Annotated in this window: 20 protein-coding genes and 2 pseudogenes; 3 read left to right on the top strand and 19 right to left on the bottom strand. The window is 59.2% G+C overall.

All coding sequences use genetic code 11. The features are described from left to right. Window positions 1-434 precede the first annotated feature (434 nt). The 3 genes from AC1DUB_RS21730 to AC1DUB_RS21720 all read right to left on the bottom strand — a co-directional run bounded on the left by AC1DUB_RS21730 (window position 435) and on the right by AC1DUB_RS21720 (window position 3,541). Window positions 435-1,886: an amidase gene (locus AC1DUB_RS21730; protein ID WP_477731261.1), complete on the bottom strand. Its 1,452-nt coding sequence runs from the start codon at window positions 1,884-1,886 to the stop codon at window positions 435-437. Beyond that, complete coding sequence (locus AC1DUB_RS21725) at window positions 1,886-2,104, bottom strand: hypothetical protein (protein ID WP_477731260.1); 219 nt, start codon at window positions 2,102-2,104, stop codon at window positions 1,886-1,888. Before AC1DUB_RS21725 ends, AC1DUB_RS21730 begins: the two co-directional genes overlap by 1 nt. A gap of 93 nt (window positions 2,105-2,197) precedes the next feature. After that, entirely contained in the window at window positions 2,198-3,541 is a 1,344-nt protein-coding gene (locus AC1DUB_RS21720; RefSeq protein WP_477731259.1) for an MmgE/PrpD family protein, read from the bottom strand. 443 nt (window positions 3,542-3,984) lie between these two features. Here AC1DUB_RS21720 and AC1DUB_RS21715 point away from each other — a divergent pair, with 443 nt between their 5' ends. Continuing rightward, entirely contained in the window at window positions 3,985-4,236 is a 252-nt protein-coding gene (locus AC1DUB_RS21715; RefSeq protein ID WP_477731258.1) for a hypothetical protein, read from the top strand. A gap of 563 nt (window positions 4,237-4,799) precedes the next feature. On the opposite strand, the pseudogene AC1DUB_RS21710 reads toward AC1DUB_RS21715, so the two are convergent. From AC1DUB_RS21710 to AC1DUB_RS21690, 5 genes and pseudogenes are all read right to left on the bottom strand, one after another. Further along, window positions 4,800-5,066: pseudogene (locus AC1DUB_RS21710) on the bottom strand (FMN-binding negative transcriptional regulator); the annotation flags it as partial. 430 nt (window positions 5,067-5,496) lie between these two features. Then, window positions 5,497-5,832, bottom strand: a complete 336-nt coding sequence (locus AC1DUB_RS21705; protein WP_477731257.1) for a hypothetical protein — start codon at window positions 5,830-5,832, stop codon at window positions 5,497-5,499. Further along, complete coding sequence (locus tag AC1DUB_RS21700) at window positions 5,829-6,065, bottom strand: S26 family signal peptidase (RefSeq protein WP_477731256.1); 237 nt, start codon at window positions 6,063-6,065, stop codon at window positions 5,829-5,831. Before AC1DUB_RS21700 ends, AC1DUB_RS21705 begins: the two co-directional genes overlap by 4 nt. A 194-nt stretch (window positions 6,066-6,259) precedes the next feature. Continuing rightward, the gene (locus AC1DUB_RS21695; protein WP_477731255.1) at window positions 6,260-7,225 is read right to left on the bottom strand and encodes a tripartite tricarboxylate transporter substrate binding protein; all 966 of its coding nucleotides are present in this window, start codon (window positions 7,223-7,225) and stop codon (window positions 6,260-6,262) included. A gap of 33 nt (window positions 7,226-7,258) precedes the next feature. Further along, complete coding sequence (locus AC1DUB_RS21690) at window positions 7,259-8,455, bottom strand: threonine synthase (protein ID WP_477731254.1); 1,197 nt, start codon at window positions 8,453-8,455, stop codon at window positions 7,259-7,261. An 85-nt stretch (window positions 8,456-8,540) separates the two neighbouring features. Between AC1DUB_RS21690 and AC1DUB_RS21685 the strand changes: the two genes are divergently transcribed. Then, window positions 8,541-9,503 carry a LysR substrate-binding domain-containing protein gene (locus AC1DUB_RS21685; protein ID WP_477731253.1) on the top strand — a complete coding sequence of 321 codons (963 nt, stop codon included), beginning with the start codon at window positions 8,541-8,543 and terminating at the stop codon, window positions 9,501-9,503. A gap of 577 nt (window positions 9,504-10,080) precedes the next feature. On the opposite strand, the gene AC1DUB_RS21680 is transcribed toward AC1DUB_RS21685, so the two are convergent. From AC1DUB_RS21680 to AC1DUB_RS21650, 7 genes are all read right to left on the bottom strand, one after another. Further along, the gene (locus AC1DUB_RS21680; protein WP_477731252.1) at window positions 10,081-10,593 is read right to left on the bottom strand and encodes a cupin domain-containing protein; all 513 of its coding nucleotides are present in this window, start codon (window positions 10,591-10,593) and stop codon (window positions 10,081-10,083) included. Between the two features lie 37 nt (window positions 10,594-10,630). Beyond that, window positions 10,631-11,203 carry an NIPSNAP family protein gene (locus AC1DUB_RS21675; protein ID WP_477731251.1) on the bottom strand — a complete coding sequence of 191 codons (573 nt, stop codon included), beginning with the start codon at window positions 11,201-11,203 and terminating at the stop codon, window positions 10,631-10,633. 79 nt (window positions 11,204-11,282) lie between these two features. Beyond that, the gene (locus tag AC1DUB_RS21670) at window positions 11,283-12,110 is read right to left on the bottom strand and encodes an aspartate dehydrogenase (protein WP_477731250.1); all 828 of its coding nucleotides are present in this window, start codon (window positions 12,108-12,110) and stop codon (window positions 11,283-11,285) included. A gap of 8 nt (window positions 12,111-12,118) precedes the next feature. Beyond that, complete coding sequence (locus AC1DUB_RS21665; protein WP_477731249.1) at window positions 12,119-13,069, bottom strand: aspartate dehydrogenase; 951 nt, start codon at window positions 13,067-13,069, stop codon at window positions 12,119-12,121. Next, complete coding sequence (locus AC1DUB_RS21660; RefSeq protein WP_477731248.1) at window positions 13,066-13,839, bottom strand: alpha/beta fold hydrolase; 774 nt, start codon at window positions 13,837-13,839, stop codon at window positions 13,066-13,068. Before AC1DUB_RS21660 ends, AC1DUB_RS21665 begins: the two co-directional genes overlap by 4 nt. An 11-nt stretch (window positions 13,840-13,850) precedes the next feature. After that, on the bottom strand, window positions 13,851-14,621 hold the full coding sequence (locus tag AC1DUB_RS21655) for an SDR family NAD(P)-dependent oxidoreductase (protein WP_477731247.1): 771 nt from the start codon (window positions 14,619-14,621) through the stop codon (window positions 13,851-13,853). Beyond that, window positions 14,621-15,601 (bottom strand): Bug family tripartite tricarboxylate transporter substrate binding protein, encoded by a 981-nt coding sequence (locus AC1DUB_RS21650; protein ID WP_477731246.1) that lies wholly within the window; start codon window positions 15,599-15,601, stop codon window positions 14,621-14,623. The genes AC1DUB_RS21655 and AC1DUB_RS21650 overlap by 1 nt, the downstream gene beginning before the upstream one ends. Window positions 15,602-15,912: 311 nt before the next feature. Here AC1DUB_RS21650 and AC1DUB_RS21645 point away from each other — a divergent pair, with 311 nt between their 5' ends. Next, a complete protein-coding gene (locus AC1DUB_RS21645) occupies window positions 15,913-16,572 on the top strand; it encodes a TetR/AcrR family transcriptional regulator (RefSeq protein WP_477731245.1) in 660 nt (219 codons plus the stop codon). Between the two features lie 40 nt (window positions 16,573-16,612). Here the strand turns inward: AC1DUB_RS21645 and AC1DUB_RS21640 are convergent. From AC1DUB_RS21640 to AC1DUB_RS21625, 4 genes and pseudogenes are all read right to left on the bottom strand, one after another. Next, window positions 16,613-17,989: pseudogene (locus AC1DUB_RS21640) on the bottom strand (IS4 family transposase). A 278-nt stretch (window positions 17,990-18,267) separates the two neighbouring features. Further along, a complete protein-coding gene (locus AC1DUB_RS21635; RefSeq protein ID WP_477731244.1) occupies window positions 18,268-19,578 on the bottom strand; it encodes a D-amino acid dehydrogenase in 1,311 nt (436 codons plus the stop codon). A 126-nt stretch (window positions 19,579-19,704) separates the two neighbouring features. Next, window positions 19,705-20,691, bottom strand: a complete 987-nt coding sequence (locus AC1DUB_RS21630) for a transketolase family protein (protein WP_477731243.1) — start codon at window positions 20,689-20,691, stop codon at window positions 19,705-19,707. A gap of 3 nt (window positions 20,692-20,694) precedes the next feature. Then, window positions 20,695-21,570: a transketolase gene (locus AC1DUB_RS21625; RefSeq protein ID WP_477731242.1), complete on the bottom strand. Its 876-nt coding sequence runs from the start codon at window positions 21,568-21,570 to the stop codon at window positions 20,695-20,697. Window positions 21,571-21,612 lie beyond the last annotated feature (42 nt).

Below are 21,612 nucleotides of genomic sequence, written 5' to 3'. Positions count from 1 at the left end.
GATTCCGCCCCGACGGGCATGAAGCACTTCAAGGTGGATTGTGGCGATCAACAACGACCCCGAAGCACCGATTTTCAGCGCGGCGGACAACAGGTTGAAGGGGGATCTGTTCGTCGCGCCACCGAAACAGGCGCAGGACGTCCAGTTCTACGTCTGAGGCGCCTGTGAATTCTTAGATCGCGACAGCAGCCTGTGCGAGATTTCAATCGCCTCTTGCGTACAAGCTTCGGGCGACAGCTTGCAAGCGCGGATCTGGACCGAGACCTCGGCGAATCCCACAACGTCGATGTTGAGTTGTAGTCAGCGTTCACGCATAAGGCTGCATCGGCAGGCGGAAGGTGCCTGCCGATTCATAGCCGGTCGTGTGAGGATGACTGGGCGAGGGTGGCCGGGGCAGCGCAACCGCGCCCGAGTCCAGTTCGCGAACCAGTTGGTCAGGCCTCCAAGATCGCATTACTGCAGTCCGAATTCAGCAAAGCCCTTGCCCTATCGCCTGGCGCAGCGTCTACGGAGGGGCGACGGGCACGGTAGTCGGTCGCCTTTTCGAACGCATCCGCAACCTGGAGCAGCAGAGTCTCTTGAAACGGCTTGGCGGCGATCTGCACCGCTACCGGCAGCCCCCCTTCGCCAAAGCCAGAGCAGACGCACATCGCTGGCCATCCAGTAATGTTGAACGGGTCGTAGAAGCCGGGATTCGACAGGCCGCCCCACTTCGGCACGCTGTCGATGCGCGGCGCCTCGCCGGAGCCACCGGCGGTGACGAGCACATCCACGTCCGCAGCGTTTTTGGCCGTGATGGCACACAGTTCGTGGCGACGGCGCAGCGACTGCACATAGTCGGCGCTGGTCATCAGCGCGCCCATCACCAGGCGATCGCGCAGCAATTCGCCGTACTCGCTGAAGCGGGTGCGCATCCAGGGCTCATGCAGGCAGAACGCCTCACTGGTCATGATCACGAAGCTCGCCGCCTGATACTCGTACAAGGACGGCATCGCGAGTTCGACGATCTCTGCCCCTTGGGCGCGCCAGATTGCTAGAGCGTCCTCGATCCCGTTCTGAACGGCGGGGCTCACCCGGTTGTCGATCTCGTGCCAGTTGGTTACCACTCCGATGCGCAGGCCCTTCACGTCGCGGCCGATGCCGGCGCTGTAATCGGGTACCTGCCGATTGACGCTGGCGGGATCGGCTTCGTCATAGCCCGCTATCGCCTGCAGAATGAGCGCGCAGTCCTCGACAGTCCAGGCCATCGGTCCTGCGTGATCGAGCGAGAAGGCCAACGGCAGAATGCCGCGTCGGCTGCATAACCCATAGGTCGGCTTGATGCCGGCGATGCCGCAAAAAGAGGCAGGTGCGCGGACTGATCCGCCCGTATCCGTGCCGGTGCCGCCGAGAATCAGCCCGCCTGCTATGGCCACTGCAGTCCCGCTGGACGAGCCGGATGTGAAATGATCGGTATTCCAGGGGTTGCGGGCCGGCGGCCATGGCAGGTCGAAGGACGGGCCGCCTAGGGCGAATTCATGTGTGGCGAGCTTACCCAGCATCGATGTGCCGGCTTCGGCCAATCGCGCCACAATGTGGGCATCCTCTGTCGGCACCCAGTCTTTGAGCAGTTTGGAATGCGCCGTCGTGGCGATCCCCCGAGTGCCATAGATGTCCTTGTGGGCAATCGGGATGCCATCGAGCTTGCCGCGCAAAGTGCCGGCCATCATGCGGCCTTCGGCGGCCTTGGCGTCGTCACGTGCTCGCTCGGGGGTGACTGCGATGAAGCTGTGCAGGGCGCCATCGAGCGCTTCGATACGGGAGAGACAGTGTTCCACCAGCTCCACTGGCGAGAGCTTCCGCGCGGCGATTAAGGCGGCGGCTTCAGCGATTGTGGGTGTCTGCATCAGGCGGTTTCCGTATCGTTGGAGCGCTGCACATACGCATTGGCGCGAAAGATCTGCGCGGGCTCGGCGGAGCGATCGCGGCCAGGACCGCGAATGCGGTCGAGCATCGGCTCCACCAGCGCCCAGGCTTCATGGATCTGCCCGATCTGCGTCAGCGAAAGCGACAGGCCGGCTCGGCGGATCAGCGCCTCGAGGTCGTCGCGTGAGTTGTTTGTCATGCATCGCTCCCTGCGCTGAGACAGTTTTTTCGGTTCATTGTGCGGTTTCAATCCGGTTGCGGTCCATGTCGTGAGCGCTCACCTCTTACTGGTTCAATTGAGCTCAATTAGCAGCTCAGTTGCGGGCCGATCAAAGTCTTCGGCTATTGCGCTGCAGGCTTGGATAATGCGATCACTCTGAGCGCGCATCGGCGCATCGGCGCGCGCCGTCAAGTCGCGGAATTTTTGTTCGACCTGTATCCACGACATTGAGTTGTCTACGTCGCCCAGCGGGTGCGTGACCATTTCCACGTGCCATTCGCCTTTGACATTGAGCTTCACGCGTGAAGGCGTGAATCTGGGAAACGCAATGCGGAATTCCTCGCATTCCTGGAGCCGGATCTTGCTCGACAGGGCGAGCACTTCTGGGTCGTGCAACAGCTCGGATCGCATCGGGCGAAACGCCGCGGCACCGTGCAGCGCCGCGACAGCGACGTTAAAAGGAATGCTGAACTGTGCCCCCTCCAAAGTCTGCGGCGACGTCTCGTTGGTGATCGTAAATGCCTCCGGGAAGACTTCAACGATCACTTCATCGATATCAGCGGCACATAGCGATTCGCCTGCGACCAGCGCCAGCACCGCATCTGTGGCGGCATGAGCGTACCGGCATGAAGCATAGGGCTTGAGGTAGGTATGCGCGATTTCCCAATGTTGTCCGAGCCCGCGCTTCATCAAACTCACGTCAAACACATCGGCGCGATCCAAACTGTCCAACGGTCCTTCGGCGCCCGCCTTTGCGCGCTCCAGAGCGACCATGGCAGTCAATGTCGACCACGGACTGCCGCCTTTCACACTGCTCATGCGGCGGTATGAGCCGGCCGGAAGATTCTCGGGCGCCTCCACCCCTGCAATGGTCATCGCGTGCGCGATTGTTTCCGGCGAGAGCCGTTCCAGCCATCCGAGCGCAGCGGCTACGCCATAGCCCACCCAGCGTCCGGAAGAGTACGTCTTAACCATGCCTCGCAGCCGTGAAGCAGCGATCCGGCACGCGATGTCATAGCCGATCGCGCAAGCGACGAGTAACTCCCGAGCACTTACCTCGCGCTCCGATTCGCAGCAAGCCTGTAACACTGCCGGTACGATGGACGCGCCCGCATGGCCGCTGGCGCCCCGGTGGCCATCGTCGATATCGAGCGCACTTGCTGCGGCGCAGTTGGCCAGGATGGCAGCCGCTCTATGAGTCCTCGAGCCAGAGAACCAGATTCCGCTTTGACCTCCGCCAAAAATGGCGGCGGCCGATGATCGCATTTCGCTCGCGTTTTTTGTGGCATATCCGCCGGCAGCGGACGCTATCGTGTCCAGCACATTTAGCGCAGTGCGTCGGAGGACGGCCGAAGGGACGTCGCTTGATGTCGTGCCGCTCACGAAGTGAGCAAGTTCAATTGCAGTGTCGGTCATAGCGTCGTAGTTCCCGGCGAGGTCATAGGTGTGGTCGTCAAAAAGCGCTCCTTGCAGCTAGGGAGCGCGCATCGAGAAAAAGCGTGGTCGAAGCTCTCCAGATCGGCATGCTAGGAGCTTCGAAGTTGCCTGTCCGAACTTGTGCCTGAGCCCGACAGCCAAAGTGCGATTTTTGGCCACAGTGGTTACTCCCAATGCAAACCAAAAGCGCTTCATTAAATCTCCTCGCGTAAGTAGTGATAGATCGAATCGCGCTTGCGCGCGATTCGACGGCTGTAACAAGCTGCGCCCGGGTGTTTTTCCAACGTTCGTTCCTCGCTGTAGCATCCAGCCGGCTGCTATTGATCATCTAGATATACCTAGTATATTTCTATGTACCGTACTTGTCAAGCGAGTCTGACGGCGGAACCTGTAGCAGGAACGGCTAACGCTTGGCGCCACTCTTGTCTGACTGGGCCAAATGGCCCCTGGACCCGTACGCCTCCGAGACGTCAAGCGGCTGGACCAAAGAACGCATGGCACAGCAGCTCGCTGCGAGGCTGTCCAAGGCATTCGCCGAACATGGCATCTTCAATGATGTCGGCATTCTGGTGGTCGAATGCACGTTGGTGCCCGATTTCCGGAAAGCGATTCGTGCGGTGACATCAGTCCCAATCCTCGACCTTCTCAACTTCGCCAAAGCCGCGCTCGAATAGTCCAACTGGAGTTGACCGACTCCCGTGGACGGTCATTGGCTTGATTTTCAAAGCCAGCACAGCGGCCAGTCTTTCATGTCGCCTGACACACCACATCAGTCGGCATCGAAGTTTGAAAGGATTGATACCCAAGCGCGCTGGCTGACGGCAGTAACGTTGACCATGTCCAGCGGAGTAACGAGCGTCACTACTACCCCAAAACTGCCTTTTGGGGCAGCTCATGACCAAACAGGCTTCTCTTTGGCCGAATGATGATCACCAATGCTGCGCGTTCGCCAGGTGGTCATCGTTGCACCCGGTTCTTCAATACCTGACATGCTTTCCTCCGATTCGGCCGGCACATGACTAAGGTCAATGCGCGGGTCTCGCACGGATTGGGAATCATGGGTATTGGCCGACGGCAGTAACCTTGAGCATCTTCAGTGCTGTAACCTGAGTCAGGAACGCCCTAGAACGCTTCTTTTGGGCAGTTCATGGTCAACAGGCCTTCCATTTCGTCGGATGGGATTACGTTTTCCTACGATGCCTCGGCCCGGAGCAATATTCCAAATTAAGGAGCGCTACCAGTTGGGCGAAATATATGCCTGTGCGCTCTGAAAGATCACCATAACCTCGCTACCGCTGGGACATCGTTGCCACAAAGGGTTTGCACGGGCGACATGTGCACTAAGCAGGCCGTGAGGCCCTGGATCGGGATCGAACTCAAAAGGAATATGGTCGGCATCCAGGCCGGCAGTTCCTTGGGTGACAAGCGCGCCCAGAGGATGTGCACGGATGATGCGCTGCAGTTGGTCAGGCCTGTTTTCAGCAAAATGAGAAGGGATATACATCGATTTCGTTCGGAGAAAGTAAGCAGAGTTCACAACTTTGGCAAAAAGCCGGCCAATAGGAAGGACCGGTTTTTTCATTTTGTACGGGCCAGTTTTCTTCATCTTCTGGACACGATCCGGGTCCACCTGGCACGGGGCGCTATGTATACGAGTTTTTGCGAGCGCAGATCGCCGACGGCACGCTCCCCGAAGGCGCACGCGCGCCATCTACACGAGCCCTTGCGGCAGACCTTGGGTTTCGCGAACAACCGTGACGGCCGCCTGCGAACAGCTTGCCGCCGAAGGCTTCCTCTTTACGTCTGTTGGGCGGACCGCACGCGTCGCCAGTCCCTCGGTTGCAGCCGTACGCCTTCGTGGCGAGTCACGTTGTCCGTTACCCGCGCCAGCACCGCCCTTGGGCGCACCTGGCTTGACCCTGAAACGGTCATCATCACGTGAGGCCATGGCACAAGCTCCAGCGCAATGCAGCGAACCGCATCAAAGGCGACACGTGACTAACCCTGATGCCCTGCGGGTTTGTGCTCAGTCGCGGCACACAGGCTGCAAGCCGCCGTGCCGCGCCAACCCCACGCACAGACTGGCTTAGCGGCCGGGCACGTACCGGCCCTTTTATCTTGCCCTCTGTCTTCACCGGTTCCCTGAGGTTCGGGCTCCGACTGCGCGCCAGCCGCACGCCAAGCGTGCCAAGCTGCCCGATCGGCAACGCCAGTGCAGCGATCGCTGCACGCAGGCGACAGGACATCTGCACGATAAAAGACATCTTCATGGCGCACTCCAGGTCCACAGTGGCTGCGCACTGCCAATCACATCCGATACACGGATGGGGCCGAAGTAACGGCTGTCGAACGACGCCGGGTTGGTTCTGCTCAAAAGGAACAGCTCGCCGCGCAACAGTCGTCGGCACTGCGGCCAGGAAAACAGTGAACGGCCATGCCCATCGGCACCCATCACGGTGGCCACCGTCACGTCGTCAATGCGCACCGATGTCGCATAACGCACACCCGTTGCGGAGCCACGGCACCAACGTGTGAAATCGCGTCATGGTTGCTCCTCCTGACCATCAGAATTGGGAGCTCTTCCATGTATTCGTCCTGCTTGGCATTTGCCGTGGTCTTGAAGCTGGCTTTGGAGGATTTAAATGGGTTCAACCGCAGCTCAGCAACGAGACCGACTCTTGGCGGTCCTGTTGAGGTCTACTCCGGACTGATTCCGGCCTTGCGCACGACATCGGCCCAATGCTCAACTTCACTGCGCATAAAGGTGCGCAACTCATTGGAGCTGGAGCCCTTGAGCTCAATGCCCAGCGTGTTGAGTCGCTCGCGTGTTGTCGGATGCGCCAGCGCTGCGATAGCCTCTTTATTAAGCCGCTGCACTATCTCGATTGGCGTCGTAGCGGGCACCACCAATGCCCACCACTGGTTAAACTGCATGCCGGCGATACCTGCCTCCGCGGCGGTTGGCACGTCGGGCATGCCGGCAAAGCGAGATGAACCCGTCACCATCAGCGCCGAAATCTTGCCAGATGCCAGCAATGGAGTGCCGCTTGCGAGTGTCGAGAAATGGCCGGTGACCAATCCCGCGGACACGTCAATCAGGGCCGGCGCGGAGCCCCGGTACGGGATGGAATTGATTTTCATGTGCGTTGCACTCCCGAACAACTCAGCGGAGAGATGGCTGATGGAGCCGCTGCCACTGTTCGCAAATGCCAACGGCGCTGCGCTGACTCGGCCGTTTTTAAGAAAACCCTTGATGTCCCCGGTTTTATATTGCGATGCGTTGACGAATAGCATCAGCGGCGAAGTGCCCAGCATCGAGATGGGCGTGAAATCACGCAGCAGGTCATATGGCATCTTGATGAATACAGCTGGCGCTATGGCGTGGGGCAATTCAACGATGGCGATCGTGTAGCCATCGGGCAGGGATTTGGCCGCAGCTTCCGTGCCGATACGTCCGGACGCGCCCGAGCGGTTGTCCACCACGACGCTCTGGCCCATGGTCTCGCTCATGCGCTGCGCGACTGCTCGGGCAATAGCATCTGTGCTGCCACCGGCAGCCCAAGGCACGATGAGGCGGATGGGTTTGTCAGGATAGGTGGCGTGGGCGCTGACGCCCAGCAATGTGCATGCAAGAAGAAGGGCCTGAAGCGATCGGGTTAGCATGAAAACTCCTTTTGAAAGGTGAGGGAAATCGAATCAACACGTAACATCGAAGGTGTCACGATCGCCCTTGGCGGTTAGCAGCAGCAAGGCATGATCAGAAGGCAATATCTGGCCCTGCTTGCAAAGGCTTGCCAGCGCGCTAAAACAAGAGCCAGCACATAGCTCAACCCACAAGCCCTGGGCCGCTAGCTGAGAAACGCCTTTGGCAGCGTCGACGTCGTTCATGACGACGACCCCGCCGCCGGACTGCTCGACCGCAAGCTTTTGCTGAAGCGTGACTGTGCTGCCAGCAATCGAAAACTGCGCGGTTTGCCCCACAAACTCCGATTGAAGCGAAGCGCCCGCCAGCACGAAGCTGAGGCGTGGAAAAGGTTCAACCGCCCAAAGCCTGGGCATGTGCGGGATGAGACCGGCAGCCAGCAAATCGCGCAGCCCGCTGTACAGGCCCCAAAGCAGGTCGCCTCGTGAAGTCGGAACCAGGACGTGATCGGGCAGGCAGCCGTCGGCAACGCACTCCAGCGCTACAGCGCGGTAACCTTCCACGCCGAATACCGGGCTACCAACAGCGGGAACACTGTAGTTGGTAAGTGCGAACGCGCCTTCACGCTCGACCTGCTGGCGCACATGCTCCCAACGGTCAAAACTTCTCTCGAATACGAGGCGCTTTGCCCCAAAGCGATAGAGGGCTCGGGCATAGGGCTCGGGCATGTCGCCATACGTGGCGACCTCGCAGCGAAGGCCGGCGGCCGCACAATAAGCGGCAGCCGAAACTGCGGCGTTGCCGCTGGAGGCCAGCACGACGGTCTGCGCACCGACATCCAGCGCCCGGCTGATGCCCTGAGCGGACATACGATCCTTGTGCGAGCCCGTTGGGTTCATCCCTTCGTGCTTGGCTGTCAGCTGGCGGATGCCAAGCTCTCGCGCCAGCCGGGGAAGGTCAAGGCAAGGCGTGTTGCCTTCAGCCAGCGAAATGCCATGCGTGTATGGCAGCCAGGCGCCCCACTTATAACCTGAGCTCGCGGTCTGAAGCGTTTTAGGCAACGCGCCATACACAGCTTCCAAACTGGCCGGGGTACCGTTGCCCGCACAGCGCGGACAGCCTGTTGGCAAATCCTGCACTGGATAGTTATGCCCGCAGCAGATGCAACGCAGGCCATGCATCGAGGAATTTCGCTGAATGGCGAGGTGAGAAGTGGTGCCTTCGCTTTCCGTAGAAGAAATCTGATTCATGAGCAGATGGTAAGGAAGTTCGCCTCCGCCGGATCTCAGTGTTTTGCACTTTATAATAAGTAAACCTTATATAAAGGAAGTGCTGGTGCACGATCTCAAAGACGTCAGCGCGCGTCAAATAGAAGTGTTTCGTATGGTCATGCGACTCGGGACGGCCAATCGCGCCGCCGCCGCGCTGCATGTCAGCCAGCCAGCTGTGACACAGATACTTCAGCAATTTGAAATTCGCTCAGGCCTCAAGCTGTTTGAGCGCCCTAAAGGCAAGCTGCTGCCGACCCCCGAGGCACATGCCTTGATGGAAGAGGTGGAGCGGGTTTATGACGGCCTGGATGCGGTGCAGCGAAAAATCGTGGCGCTACAGTCGCACGAAGAAACCGTGTTGCGGATCGGCTCGCTGCATGCCCTGGCAGCCAGCGTCATGCCGTGGGCGCTGGCTGAATTCCAGCGCAGTTACCCGCGTACCCGCTGCCAGTTGCTGGTGGACAGCTCCAAGGTGCTGCGAGAGACCCTGTTTCAGGGTGCTGTTGACTTGGCCTTTCTTGGCGATGAGGCCGACACAAGCGGCTTGATTTCCTCACTCTTTTATGAGGTAGCTGCCGTGTGCGTCATGCCTGCAGCCCATCCGCTGGCGCGGAAATCGTCGCTGCAGATTCAGGATCTGCGAGAGGTGCCACTGGTGGGCCTGTCATCGCTGGACCCTGCGCAGCGGCGCCTGGAAGTGGCATTTGCGCAAGCAGGCATCGAGCCGCGCTTTGTGATTGAAACCCCTTATAGCGCGACGCAGTGCGCGCTTGTGCTGGCGGGCGCCGGCCTGGCAGTGACCAACCCCTTGGTGGCGCGTGACTACGTCGCGCTTGGCCTGCGCTGCATACCGCTGGCGTTCGGTTTGCCTTTTCGTGCATTGCTGGCTTTCAACCCCCGCCAGGCCCAATCACGCGCGGCACAGGAATTCGTGAGCTTTTGTCGCCGACATATCGTCCGCAGTTTGCCCGAAGGTTCGTTGCTTGACGAGTTGGTTAAGCCCAACATTCACGGACTAACTACCTGATCCAAAGCTCGTCAGCAGTTATACATCCACTTCGAAAAACAGTTGGGTGGAGTGCATGCAACGTGTCGGTGTATCTACATTGAGCATCCAAAATACTTCATAGCTCCTCCGAAACGCTTGCCTTAGCATCATTGCCGTCTGAACTGCCGGCCCCCCAAATTCGGGGGGAACGTCATCAGATGTCCATTGAAGAAGCTCAACGTGTCCGTGGAAACGGGTCAAGTCCGGGTTTGTTGTTTCATCAGCATGTAACCCTTCACGCTCGAGTTTGGCCGATGCCCAGGAGAAAATAGAGCAGTGGGAGCTTCTATAACGAGGCCAGTCCTCACAGTGCGCTAGACTGGCAAACACCGAAAGAGTTCGCTCTGCAGAACGGATTCCAATCCCGTTCTGCAGAGCAACCAGGAGCCGGAAATCCCAACTTCTGAGCGGTAAGGAAACCGGGTCAGGGTCAGACATTCAGGAAACTTCAGCTCGGCTTCAAAGCAAAGCGGACTGCATCGGCCCGTCCGTCATTGGTGGCGTGAGAAACGGGTACTGAACCCGTTGCGCTCAGTCGAGTTCCGACGAAAGAGCATCAGTTCGATGCGAATACTGTCGCTGCCTCGATGGCCTTTACATCATCGGGACGTGCGAACGACTCCGGCGCAGGTTGGCCGGCCTGGCGAGGCGTGCCAATCCCTTGGAAAAAGTCCTCAAGTCCACCGGGCATAAAGAACCACACCCACTTCAAATCGGTGGTTCCGTCATTAGTAAACGTGTGGCTCTGGTTGTGTCCAAGGTAGAGCGTCGTGTTGGGGGCCATCCGGTAGCTCTTACCATCTACCTCTGCAGCGCCCTCACCTTCTAACACGTAGAGAACTTCCTCGCTCCGATCGTGGGAATGGAGCCGTACGCTTCCACCCGGAGGAAGCATTTGTGTGCCGCAGGAGAAGCGATGCACTGAGCGAATGTTTCGYGGTGACAAGATGACTTCTGCATATCCATTCGCCGGCTGCGGCTGCCAGTAACTTTCCGAAACATCGGCTGCAATTACTGCGGACTGACCGTTCGGGTCGTCAAAGCTGAGGGGTTGGAGTTTTTGGTTCATAAAGGCCTCGTGAGTTGGTTTCTTTTTTGGGCTAAAGCTAAAGCCATCTGGTTTTGATGGGATTCAATTTGAAGCTTCGCATGGAGAGCTTCTTTACGGGGTTCGCCTCTTCAGCATTCATTGCACGAAGCGGATCAACTTCGTTTGTCAGGCAAGCTACTTCGTTCGGATCAGAAAACTCTGTTGTCCAGCACACGTTGTGAAGCCCTTTGAGGTGGTCAGCAAGTGCAGGCGCACCGCCCACTGCACAACGATATCGGTGCAGATAGCCAAGACGACTGACAGCTTCGGCCAATTCCGGCGTTGTACCAAGAGGGTTCAAAACGCTAAGGATCTGGGATTGAATGAGTGGGCGGGCCGGGACAATAAATTGATCGGTCCAAGCCTTCTCGCGGCCAAGGCGAACCCGCAGTTCAGCCCTTGCATGCAGGGAATCGTAGGCCCAGATATGCACAAAACCCACCATGCCGACTTCGGCATCGCACTCCCACGCACCGAGCAAGCGACCGAAATCATTTCGGCGCACAGGCATGCCATAGTCTTCAAACAGAAGCCTGTATTTGGGCCAGTCCTGCTGCTTGAATTTGTATTCACGAAGCTCGTGGATCATGTTTCGCTTTCCGAACAGTCGCCTACCACGCGGTGTAACCACCGTCCACGGTGAACATCGCACCACTTGTTGGCTAATCTCATAGCGAATCCCTTCCTTGGGTTGGGTTGATGGAAAGTCGTAAGTGTTTTCGGAGCTCCGCTTCAATGCTGAGTGCCGCGAGCCACGAAGTTTTGGGGTTATCCGGAAGAGGGTTGTTCTCGAGGTGGATGCTGAAACGTCCGAATGCACCACGCACATCGAGTTCATGCACGTTTTGCTCTATGCCTGGATCTGCGATCAGGCGCACATCCGTACCATCAAAGCCGATCCCTGCCAGGGCCACCGCTGCAGTGACATTGGCATTCTTGGGATACAAGCGGGCCGCATCAGCTGCAGAGCCTTCAAAGATTACCGTTGGAACCGCTATGCTGGCCAGATTAAATGGACCGTCCGCGAGTGTTCCGCGCCACGCAATGGGCGGTTTGCGGCCGGTATAGACAACGGCGTCCAATCCGGCGCTGCGGGCTGCGTCCAGCGCGTCGAGACCACCGATGGCCCCCGATACCGTCAACAGTCTTGATCCTCCTTCAAGTGCTGCGCTATGTAGGCAACTCCGCAATTCCTCGTCGACCAGTGCACCAATCGACACGATCAGGACGTCGACACCCCGCCGCAACAGATCAGGGACCAACGATGACACCACGGCGTGCCCTGCACACTCGATAGCAAGCTGTGGGCGCCAGTCGATCAACCCCTCTGCACTCACAAATCGCTCAACGCCCTGCCATTCAGCTGTCGTGCCTGTGAGGGCTTGGTGATCGAATGCGGCGTAGCTGGCCTCTGGCATCAAACTGCCTTGCAGGCTGCTAAGCACGCGCCTCCCAATGGCGCCCAGCCCAAGTACCGCGATGCGTGAAACTGACATAGTTGCTTTCAAAGTGACTCTCCAAGGAAGGCGGCGACAAGGCGCATATAGTCTGCCGTCCGGGTCGTGGGGGTGAAATGTCCTCCGGACAGTTCGCATTCAGCAGAAGGCCTCGGTAGACAGGCCCATCCTGTTCGGCGAGTGTGTATTCCCTGAGTTCGTGAATCACGGTGCGTCGAGATACTTGCGCAGCTCGGCCTCGATACTGAGAAATGTGAGCCACGATGTTTTCGGTTGTCGGGCAGCGGAGCGTTCTCCAGCCGCACGGACAGATCTCCGGAGGGCCCAACAGCGTGAAGCTCATGCACATTGCGCGACACCGCCGGGTCAGCAATCAGCCGAACCTGCGTTCTGTCAAACCCGATGCCTGCCAAGGCAACCGCCGCCGTGACATTCGCGTTCTTGGGATACAAGCCAGCCGCGTCGGCGGCGCTGCCGTCGAACACAGTGGTCGGGACGTTCACGTTCAGGAGATCGAGGCTCAATTCCGCAGGCGTGCCCTTCCACGCAAGGGGCGGTTTGCGCCCTGTATAGATGACCGCATCCAGGCCCGCAAGCCGTACGGCAGTCAGCGCATCTAACCCTCCGATGGCGCCAGCCACGGTAATTGGGCGGGCACCTGAAGAACGCGAGGCGCCCTGCAACTGCGAGCGCAATGCCCCGTCTCCACGCGCACCAATGAAAGCCAGAACCACATCGCAGCCGGCCATCAGCAGCGGTGCCGCGATTAATCTCACCGCCTCATGGCCTGCACATTCAACAACGACCTGCGAAGCCCACGCCTTGAGGGCAGCGGCTGACCAGAGTTGTTCAATGCCCTTGGGAGCCGAAGCTGGCTTCCGCGGCAGAACTGCGCTGGGAACTTCGGGGAAGTGGGCACTGAGCAGTTGAAGGACGCGACTTCCAATAACGCCGCATCCTAAAACTGCAACGCGCGGTGGGGTGCTCGGTAATGTCATGTGTAGTCGCGAATGAATTGAAAGAGCGTGGCCGCGTAGTCGCGGGTTCGGGTTAGCGGTGAAAAGTGGCCGCCCCGCAGCGTTGCCAAGCGCGCCTGAGGTATCCGCGCCTGCAAGTCGTAGGCGTGGGACAACGGCACAATCTGGTCGTCTTCGGCGCCAAGAACAAGAGCCGGCAGTGACATCTGGCCAAGGCTCTCAGCCCGCGAGTACCCCAAAAGCATGTCTATGCGCTCGTGAATGACCGTGACCTTCTCGTCCTGGTGTGCACCGGCGAGGGTCGGCGGCACATTACTGGCGAGCTGTGCCTCGTACCACTCAGCCGGATAGCCGATGAGCTGGCCCAGGGACTCGTACGCGGCAAGCCCCGCATGCTGCAGGACGTGCTGTCTCAACCGGAACAGGTCACGAAAGCGTCGGTCCGCCGCAGCCCATGTGCTGCTGAGCACAACAGCCCGAATGCGCTGCGAATGGTCTAGCGCAAGTGCTTGGGCTGCCAGGCCTCCGGTGGAGTGGCCAACGACCACACACCTGCCTATATCGAGCTTGTCCAGCAGTTGCAACACACCTTCGACAATGCCTTCAATGCTATGCCGTTCACAGGGCGACGAACCACCCAAACCCGGATGGTCAACGGCGATCACTCGATGTCGCGGCGCAAGCTCATCGACCACCGGGCGCCAAAAGCGCCCCAGTCCCCCGAGGCCTGGCACAAGCACAACTGCTTCGCCATGGCCAGCCTCAAAGTACCCTAGACGAAAGTCACTCATCTCTGCCTCGCTCAATGCATCAGCAAGCCGCCAGTCACGTTGATCGATTGCCCGGTCATGTAGTCCGACTCTGCCGAAGCAAGGAACGCGACGACGTTGGCGATGTCGGACGGCAAGCCCACGCGACCGATTGGAATCTGACCCTCGCGCTGCTTGGCGGTCAGTCGACCCAGGCGGATCGCTTCACGGTCGGTTTCCTCGCGCATGGCCGTCTCGACAATCGTTCCAGGACAGACGGCGTTCACATTGACGCCGTACTCAGCCATCTCCATCGCAAGCGACTGGGTCAAACCGATCACGCCGAACTTGGACGCGCAGTAGGCCCCGAAACTGTGCTTGCCGACTTTGCCAAACCACGACGCGATGTTGACGATCTTGCCGCTCCTGCGCTCCATCATATGAGGGCCCACGGCCTTGCAGCCGTGAAATACCCCATTTACGTTGACTCGCATGACGCGGTCGAACGTGTCAAGCGATGTGTCAACGAGGAGGCCCATAGGGCTGATGCCAGCGTTGTTCACCAGCACATCGACGGCGCCGAATACTTCGATGGAATGTTTGATCGCATGACGTACCTGCTCGAAATCGCCGACGTCAACGCATAGCGCCTCACCCCGGCGACCCATCCGCCTGACTTCGTCGGCCGTGGCGCGGGCGGTTTCCTCGTCTCGATCGAGCACGACGACATTGGCCCCCTCGCTTGCGAGGCGCAGGGCGATTCCCTTTCCGATGCCAACGCCGGCTCCAGTGATGACGGCGGTCTTGTTTTCGAGTTGGTACATCAGTTCTCCCGGTTCAGTTTGAGGCGGCTCACTAGAGGCCGGAAGACCTGAGCATCACGTGCCAAAGATGCAGCAAACTCAGGCCCGTCTGCGTAGTGGAAGTTCAGCGATTGCGCTGCGATCCGATTGCGCAAGGCGAGGTCTTGGCTCGCTTGCTTCAGCGTCGTGCGCAGGAAGGAGATGACTGGTTCGGGCGTTCCCTTCGGTGCTGCGACGCCTCGTGCGACTGTGACCGTGACGTTCACACCCCGCTCAGCGAGGGTCGGGATGGTCTTGAATTCGCCGGGGAGACGTTGAGGCGCCATCACTGCGAGCACTTTGAGTTTTCCGGCCTTGATGTGCTGCGCCATCTCCCCGGGGGCAACGGTCGTGGCATCCACTTGGCCTGCGAGCAACGCCATAAATGCTGGAGCCGAACCCTGGTACGGGACGTGCAGAAACTTCACACCGGTCTTGTCTTCAAGGGCGGCCGCGGCAACGTGCCAGCTCCCCCCATTGCCGGAGTTCGCTATGCGCACCGATTCTGGTCGGGCCTTCGCATCCGCCAGGAACTCTTCGATTGTCGTCCAGGGCGCATCCGCACGGACCGTAACTGAGGCAGGATCTTGCGAAAACTGTGCCAGCGGAACGAAGTCTTCGTTCGAAATCGTCCCGATGCCGAGAGTTGCGAGATAGGTGACTTCAGGAATCAGGACGGCCAGCTTATAGCCATCCGCCTTCGCACGTGCAACCTCGCCCAAGCCGATGCTGCCGCTTGCGCCCGGCTTATTGATCACGACCATGGGCTGGCTCAGATGCTTCTGCGCGGCTTCAGCGATCGCTCGCCCGACGACATCCGTTCCGCCACCCGGAGGGTTGGGCACGACCAGTTCAATCGTATGGGCAGGAAAGGTTTGTGCCGAGGCGACAAGAGCACTGAACAACAGTGCGCCGAGGGCCGCGCAGCGCGTCCAGCTGAGGCCAGAGGAAAAGTTCGACATAGATATCCTTGTGATGTAAGGGAAATGCCGGCGATTTTCCAGCGCAGGCAATGGGAAGTCTACCAAACTTACTTGCATGTAAGCAAGTATTTGTGGTCAACTGTTTCATGGGGATAAACCCGAATGGTCTAATCGGGAGCCGTCAAGTCTTGTCTTGCACCCATGCGGTTCGTATCCATGCCGCSTGCGCAACATTTGGGCGACGGTGCACCTTGTTAGACACACACTGGGAGAAYTTGGATTTGCTACAAAAACAGCCTTCACCTGAAAACGCCCCAGAGGGAGACGCGGCGCCGGATGCCGGAAGCGACATGCGTGAGCGAATCCAGTACGTCGCGCAAGAGCTTCTCGTCAARKTCGGCGTTCGAGGCTGCACGTTTGGCGACATCGCCGAGAARCTTCAGATCACGCGCGCCAATGTGCACTACCACTTCGGCAGCAAGAGTGACCTCATCGACGCGGTGATCGCGAGGTACATCTCGGAGGTGACCGAGCGCTTTCGCAGTGTGTGGGTGRACGAGGCGATGACCGTCGCGCAGAAGGTGGAAGCAACCATCGCGCTCAACCGCGCTCGCTACGAACACTTCAATGCGAACGGCGGGGGTCAGGGCTGGAGCTTAATTACCAGAATGCGCGGAGAGGAAGATGCTCTAAGCGCTGAAAGCTCAAAGACCGTACATCAGTTCTCCAAGGACCTCGCCGACGCTGTCCTGATCGGCTTGAACCAGGCTATTCAGGTCGGCGAGTTGCGATCCGACGCCCCAGCGCAGGAGATCTGCGTTCAATTGGTAAACATCATTAACTGTGCCGGGTTGACGACCATGGACGCACTTGATTTTTCTCGTTTGGAGGCCGTGTATCGAAGCTTTCTTCGGATGCTCTTGGCCGCGTACGGGCGGGCCAGGGTCTCTGGCCAAGGTCACTCCAGTGTTGGAAAAAGCCGCGTGAAAAAGCCGCCCGCGGGGCTGTAGCCTTTGCGACAGCGATCTGCCACCTTAGTGAGAATGGCACTTACTTTGGCTCATACGCATGACCATACTTCTCGCCATGTTGGCGAGCCTGGTCGCGCGGAACCTTCAGCCAGAGATAGGGTTTGGGCCTTCGTTTTCGCATTCGCGGCTCGATGCGTCCGGGCCGATGACCAACCCGGCATTGAGCGCTCAACGTGAACAGTCGCTGGCAATCCTTCGTGGCAGAAAGTCCTCGCGCCACCCACTCGGTCCACAGTTGCACCGTGTGCTTGAAGCTCAGGCTGCGCAGGTCTATCCCGGCATTGCAGGCAGCCTGCGTCATGAGCAGACGGATCACGTTGTAGGCCAAGCAGATGGACCCACAGCTGTTTCTCGTTCATCTGCGGCGTCTGGCAACTCAGTACGTCCATGCCCATCGTGGTTTTGAGGTTGCGCAGGTCCAGCTCAATGTTCCAGCGACGCGCGTACAGGGCCGAGAGATCATCCTTGCTGACCCGTCGATGATCGAGCAGCGTGGTGACCAGCACCTGGTGCGCGACTTTGACTTCGCGCAGTGTAAGTTCATCGGGCGCGCGCGTACTGCTCGGGCGTCATCCACTCTGGGCGGGCCGGCTTGGGCCAGCGCACCAGGTGATCGCGCGTGCCCAGCGACTGGCCACGGCGAAAGTCGGTGATGCGCGAGCCGTTCTGCTCGAACAGCACATCCACGCCCGCGGCCATCAGCGTGGCGATCAGGAAATAGTTGCAATACAGGGCATCGGCCAGCATCACATCGCCTGGGGAGAAACCTTCGAGCAGACGGCGCACCAGTCCGAGCTCGCCACTGCCTTTGCCGCTGTGCGGCCCTATCGCTACATCGAGCGCCGCGCCGGTGGCCAGGCAAATCACCAAGATCAGTCGCGCCAGGGGGAAACCCACCCCGGGGGCCTGGCTGTTGGGCTGGGGATACAAGGCTTGGTTCTCCGGGGTATCGGGCATCGATATCCCGGTGCCATCCACCAGCTTGACCGAGCGCCCACGCCAGAGCCATTGCGCCAGCGCCTTCTCGCTGAGCAAACGGGCCTGTTTCGTGTGTCAGCGTACTGACCATCTCCAGCGGCAGGCGCTGGCGCACTCGGCAGTACCCGCCGCTACGAACGCTGCATGGCCTCAAACCATCGGCCGCGCGTTGCGCAGTCCAGCCGTTAACCGCCTTCTGACACGAGCCATCGGCCTCCAGCACCTGGCGCATGAACATCGACAGCGCAACCGTTGGCGGATACAGCCGCTCGCGGTGTTCGGGCCGCAACGCCTCGGTCGTCTCCAGCAACTCGGGACTCGTCAGCACGTTGAAGAACTCCACCGCCTGGGTCGCCCGCGACCGGCGTCCGATACGGGTTCGACGTTGATGCAAAACGCTTCGGGCGTTACGATCCATGGTGGCTGGCCTTCGGAAAGATGGTTTGGGTGCGTAGTAACAACCATCCTATCAATCCATGGGTCAGCCACCTCCTTTTTCCTTAAAATTCAAGTGCTTACGCCCGTGACTTCAACGTCATGCGGCTTATGTAAGTGCCATTCCACCTAAAGCCGCCTGAGTCGAAATCGCTGATGTCTTTCAGTGATAGCGAGCTATTCGGGGTTTGCCCACCTGTTTTGAGCCTTTTGAACTCATATTCAGTGCTTCTAGGTCGATTCGAGCCTCGGAAAGGCGCGTCATAACGCAGCAGTTGACGGCGACATGGGCTCGGCCAATTTCCTCCGAGGAAGATAACGATCAACACCGAGTCCAGCAGTGCTGATATCAGGCCGCCGCCCGGTCACCAAGTCCGAGACAAGTTTGCCCGAGCCGCAGGCCATAGTCCAGCCCAGCGTGCCGTGGCCAGTGTTCAAAAATAGATTGACGTACCTTGTGGAGCCAACGATAGGCGTGCTGTCAGGTGTCATCGGACGCAGGCCTGTCCAGAAAGTTGCGTTCGCCACGTCGCCGCCAGGGAAAAGGTCTTTGACAACCAACTCCAACGTGGCGCGGCGGCGCGGATTAAGGCGCAGGTCAAAGCCGGCTAGTTCGGCCATGCCGCCGACGCGGATGCGATTGTCAAAGCGTGTCACAGCGACCTTGTAGGACTCATCCAGGACTGTAGACTGCGGCGCGAAGGCTGGGTCAGTCAAAGGAACAGTCAGCGAATACCCCTTAACAGGATAGACCGGAAGGTCGATGTCCAGCGGAGCCAGGACATTGCGGGAATAGCTGCCGAAGGCCAACACATAACGATCGGCCGTGTGAACTATTTGGCCGGTCGCACCGTCAATGATCACCCCTGCGATCCGTCCGCCTTCTATCACCAGGCGCTCGACCGACTGGTTGAAGCGAAAGTCCACCCCCAAGCCCTGCGCGAGCTGAGCTAGCGCGGTGGTGAAGCGATGGCAGTCACCGGTCTCGTCGTTGGGAAGGCGCAGGCCACCGGCCAGGCGGTCACGCGCCTGCGCCAGGCTAGGTTCCACACCGGCGAGTTGATCGCGCGACAGCAGCTCGTAGGGAACACCGCACTCGCGCAACACGGCGATGTCTCGATGCACCGCGTCGAGCTGAGCCTGCGTGCGGAAAAGCTGGAGCGTGCCGCCGGCTCGCTGTTCGTATTGGATGCCGGTGTCGGCACGGAGCTTCTGCAGACAGCTGCGACTGTATTCGGCTACGCGCATCATGCGCTCCTTGTTGACGGCATACCGATCCGGCTCGCAGTTGCGCAGCATCTCGGCCATCCAGCGCAGTTGGAACAGGCTGCCGTCCAATCGAATTGCAAGCGGCGCGTGCTTCTGGAGCATCCACTTCATCGCCTTTAGCGGAATGCCCGGTGCCGCCCACGGCGTCGAATAGCCCGGCGACACTTGCCCCGCATTCGCAAAACTAGTTTCAAGCGCCGGGCCAGGCTGACGATCCAGCACAGTGACCTGCGCGCCCGCACGAGCCAGGTAATAAGCTGTGCTGGTGCCGATGACACCACCGCCCAGAACAATGACTTTCATAGTTTTCCTTAGTCAGGCGGCGACAGCAGTGCACCGGAGTACAACATCTGCGCTGCAGAGATAGAGGGTTCAGAAGACGCCGCTTGCGCAACAAATCATTGCCTGGGATATCTCACCAAGCGCGGATCAGGTTTGCTTGGCTAGTGCTTGGCGTGCGACGGCTTCGACACCCACCGCGTCAAGTTGGTATTCACGGTACAAATGAGTCGGCGGGGCAATCAGGCTGTATTCGTCCTTAATGCCGTGGCGAAATAGCTTCACACCGCAACCTTCATCGGCTAGAACCTCGGCGACTGCCGCTCCTAGACCACCCATAATATTGTGCTCTTCCACCGTCATCAACGCGGCAGAACGCGCGGCAGCTCTAAGCACAGCGTTCCGGTCCAACGGCTTGATGGTGGCCATATCGATTACGCCAACTGACCGGCCTTCGGCGTTGAGCGCCGCGGCCGCGTCAAGAGCAGATTTCACAGGCATGCCGCAGGCGATGATTGTCAGTTCGCTGCCCTCCCCGTGTTCAATCGCTTTGCCAATCTGAAATGGCGTGTCATCCGTATAGATATCCGGATCCCGGCCGCGGCCGATACGGAAATAAATCGGTTCCGGCCAATTCACAGAAGCTTTGATTGCGGCTTTGAGCTGCGGGCCGTCGGCTGGAGAGATGATGGTCAGGTTGGCAATTGACCTCATGGTGCCGATGTCCTCGGTCGCATGGTGCGAAGTGCCGTAGAAGCCGAGCGAGATGCCCGTGTGATGCCCTATCAGCCGAACCGGCAACGCACTGTAGGCCACGTCCATGCGAATTTGTTCGCAGCACAGCAACGCAAGGAAGGACGCAAAAGTAGCGACGAAGGGCATCTGCCCCGTCGTCGCCAAACCAGCCGCAGCCGACACCATGTTCTGCTCGGAGATCCCAAACTGGATGTACCGCTCGGGATAGGTTTCAGCAAACTTGCTCAGGCCGTTCGAATACTGCAGATCGGCCGATCCGGCCACCACCGGGTGGCCGGCCTCAACCAGTTCGATGAGAGCATCAGATAGCGCGCTCAGTCCTGGCGTGATCGCATTGAGGGAGCGGTATTGCCAGCTATCGGGGGAAACTAGGTAAGTCATGTATCAGATCTCATTCGTCATAATTTCTTGCACGGCCAACGCGGCGTCTTCGGGCGCAAGGTAGCCCAAATGCCATCCCGGTTCGGTTTCCATGTAGGAGACGCCTTTGCCCTTCAGCGTCTTAGCAATTACACAGACAGGCCTTGATCGGTCGGTGTCGGCCTTGATCCGGCGCAACAGCGCTGTCAGGGCGCTCAGGTCGTGACCATCAACTTCGTGAGTTTCCCAGCCGAAGGCGCGCCATTTATCGACCAGACTCTCCACGCCAATGACGTCATCGACGCGCCCATCGAGCTGGAAGCCGTTGCGGTCCACGATGGCAACAAGGCGATTCAGGTCGTAATGGGCTGCGAACATCGCGGCCTCCCAAACCTGTCCTTCCTGCATCTCGCCGTCGCCAAGCATGACGAAGGTATGGAAGTCGCGTCCAGCGATGCGGCCGCCGTAAGCCATGCCAGCACCTGCGGAAAGAGCATGGCCGATGGAACCGGAGCTGAAGTCGATGCCTGCGACTTTGCGCATATCGGGGTGATCGCCCAATGGATTTCCTAGGCGTGTATAGCCGTCCAGCGTTTCCTTGTCGATGTAGCCGTACTCGGCCAGCACGGGATACAGGCCCACTGCGGCGTGACCTTTGCCCATGAGGAAGCGATCGCGATCGGGCCATTTGGGCTCATTCGCGCGGATGCGCATCACGTCGTAATACAGCGCAGCAAAGATTTCGGCGGCTGAAAACACCGAGCTGTAATGCCCGACTTTGGCAATCTCGATGAGCCGGATTGTCTCCAGCCGCACGAAACGCGCCTTCTCGCGCAATAAAGCCATCTGTGCGGAAGTCGGCAGGAAGCCTGTTGATGATTGGTTGTGATTAGATGTCATTTTCTCTTTCGATAATATATCATATATCCTGATTTCACAGAG

The sequence above is a fragment of the Polaromonas sp. P4_F9 genome (assembly GCF_056401235.1).
Note: the sequence above shows the minus strand (reverse complement) of the source record. Positions and strands in the feature narration are given on the sequence as shown.

What these genes read in the sequence shown, in the direction of transcription:
- AC1DUB_RS21675 (WP_477731251.1), bottom strand. Translation starts at nt 11,203, where the DNA reads ATGATCCACGAGCTTCGTGAATACAAATTCAAGCAGCAGGACTGGCCC.
- AC1DUB_RS21725 (WP_477731260.1), bottom strand. Translation starts at nt 2,104, where the DNA reads ATGACAAACAACTCACGCGACGACCTCGAGGCGCTGATCCGCCGAGCC.
- AC1DUB_RS21665 (WP_477731249.1), bottom strand. Translation starts at nt 13,069, where the DNA reads ATGACATTACCGAGCACCCCACCGCGCGTTGCAGTTTTAGGATGCGGC.
- AC1DUB_RS21690 (WP_477731254.1), bottom strand. Translation starts at nt 8,455, where the DNA reads ATGAATCAGATTTCTTCTACGGAAAGCGAAGGCACCACTTCTCACCTC.
- AC1DUB_RS21705 (WP_477731257.1), bottom strand. Translation starts at nt 5,832, where the DNA reads ATGAAGATGTCTTTTATCGTGCAGATGTCCTGTCGCCTGCGTGCAGCG.
- AC1DUB_RS21650 (WP_477731246.1), bottom strand. Translation starts at nt 15,601, where the DNA reads ATGTCGAACTTTTCCTCTGGCCTCAGCTGGACGCGCTGCGCGGCCCTC.
- AC1DUB_RS21655 (WP_477731247.1), bottom strand. Translation starts at nt 14,621, where the DNA reads ATGTACCAACTCGAAAACAAGACCGCCGTCATCACTGGAGCCGGCGTT.
- AC1DUB_RS21660 (WP_477731248.1), bottom strand. Translation starts at nt 13,839, where the DNA reads ATGAGTGACTTTCGTCTAGGGTACTTTGAGGCTGGCCATGGCGAAGCA.
- AC1DUB_RS21720 (WP_477731259.1), bottom strand. Translation starts at nt 3,541, where the DNA reads ATGACCGACACTGCAATTGAACTTGCTCACTTCGTGAGCGGCACGACA.
- AC1DUB_RS21695 (WP_477731255.1), bottom strand. Translation starts at nt 7,225, where the DNA reads ATGCTAACCCGATCGCTTCAGGCCCTTCTTCTTGCATGCACATTGCTG.
- AC1DUB_RS21730 (WP_477731261.1), bottom strand. Translation starts at nt 1,886, where the DNA reads ATGCAGACACCCACAATCGCTGAAGCCGCCGCCTTAATCGCCGCGCGG.
- AC1DUB_RS21670 (WP_477731250.1), bottom strand. Translation starts at nt 12,110, where the DNA reads ATGTCAGTTTCACGCATCGCGGTACTTGGGCTGGGCGCCATTGGGAGG.
- AC1DUB_RS21635 (WP_477731244.1), bottom strand. Translation starts at nt 19,578, where the DNA reads ATGAAAGTCATTGTTCTGGGCGGTGGTGTCATCGGCACCAGCACAGCT.
- AC1DUB_RS21625 (WP_477731242.1), bottom strand. Translation starts at nt 21,570, where the DNA reads ATGACATCTAATCACAACCAATCATCAACAGGCTTCCTGCCGACTTCC.
- AC1DUB_RS21630 (WP_477731243.1), bottom strand. Translation starts at nt 20,691, where the DNA reads ATGACTTACCTAGTTTCCCCCGATAGCTGGCAATACCGCTCCCTCAAT.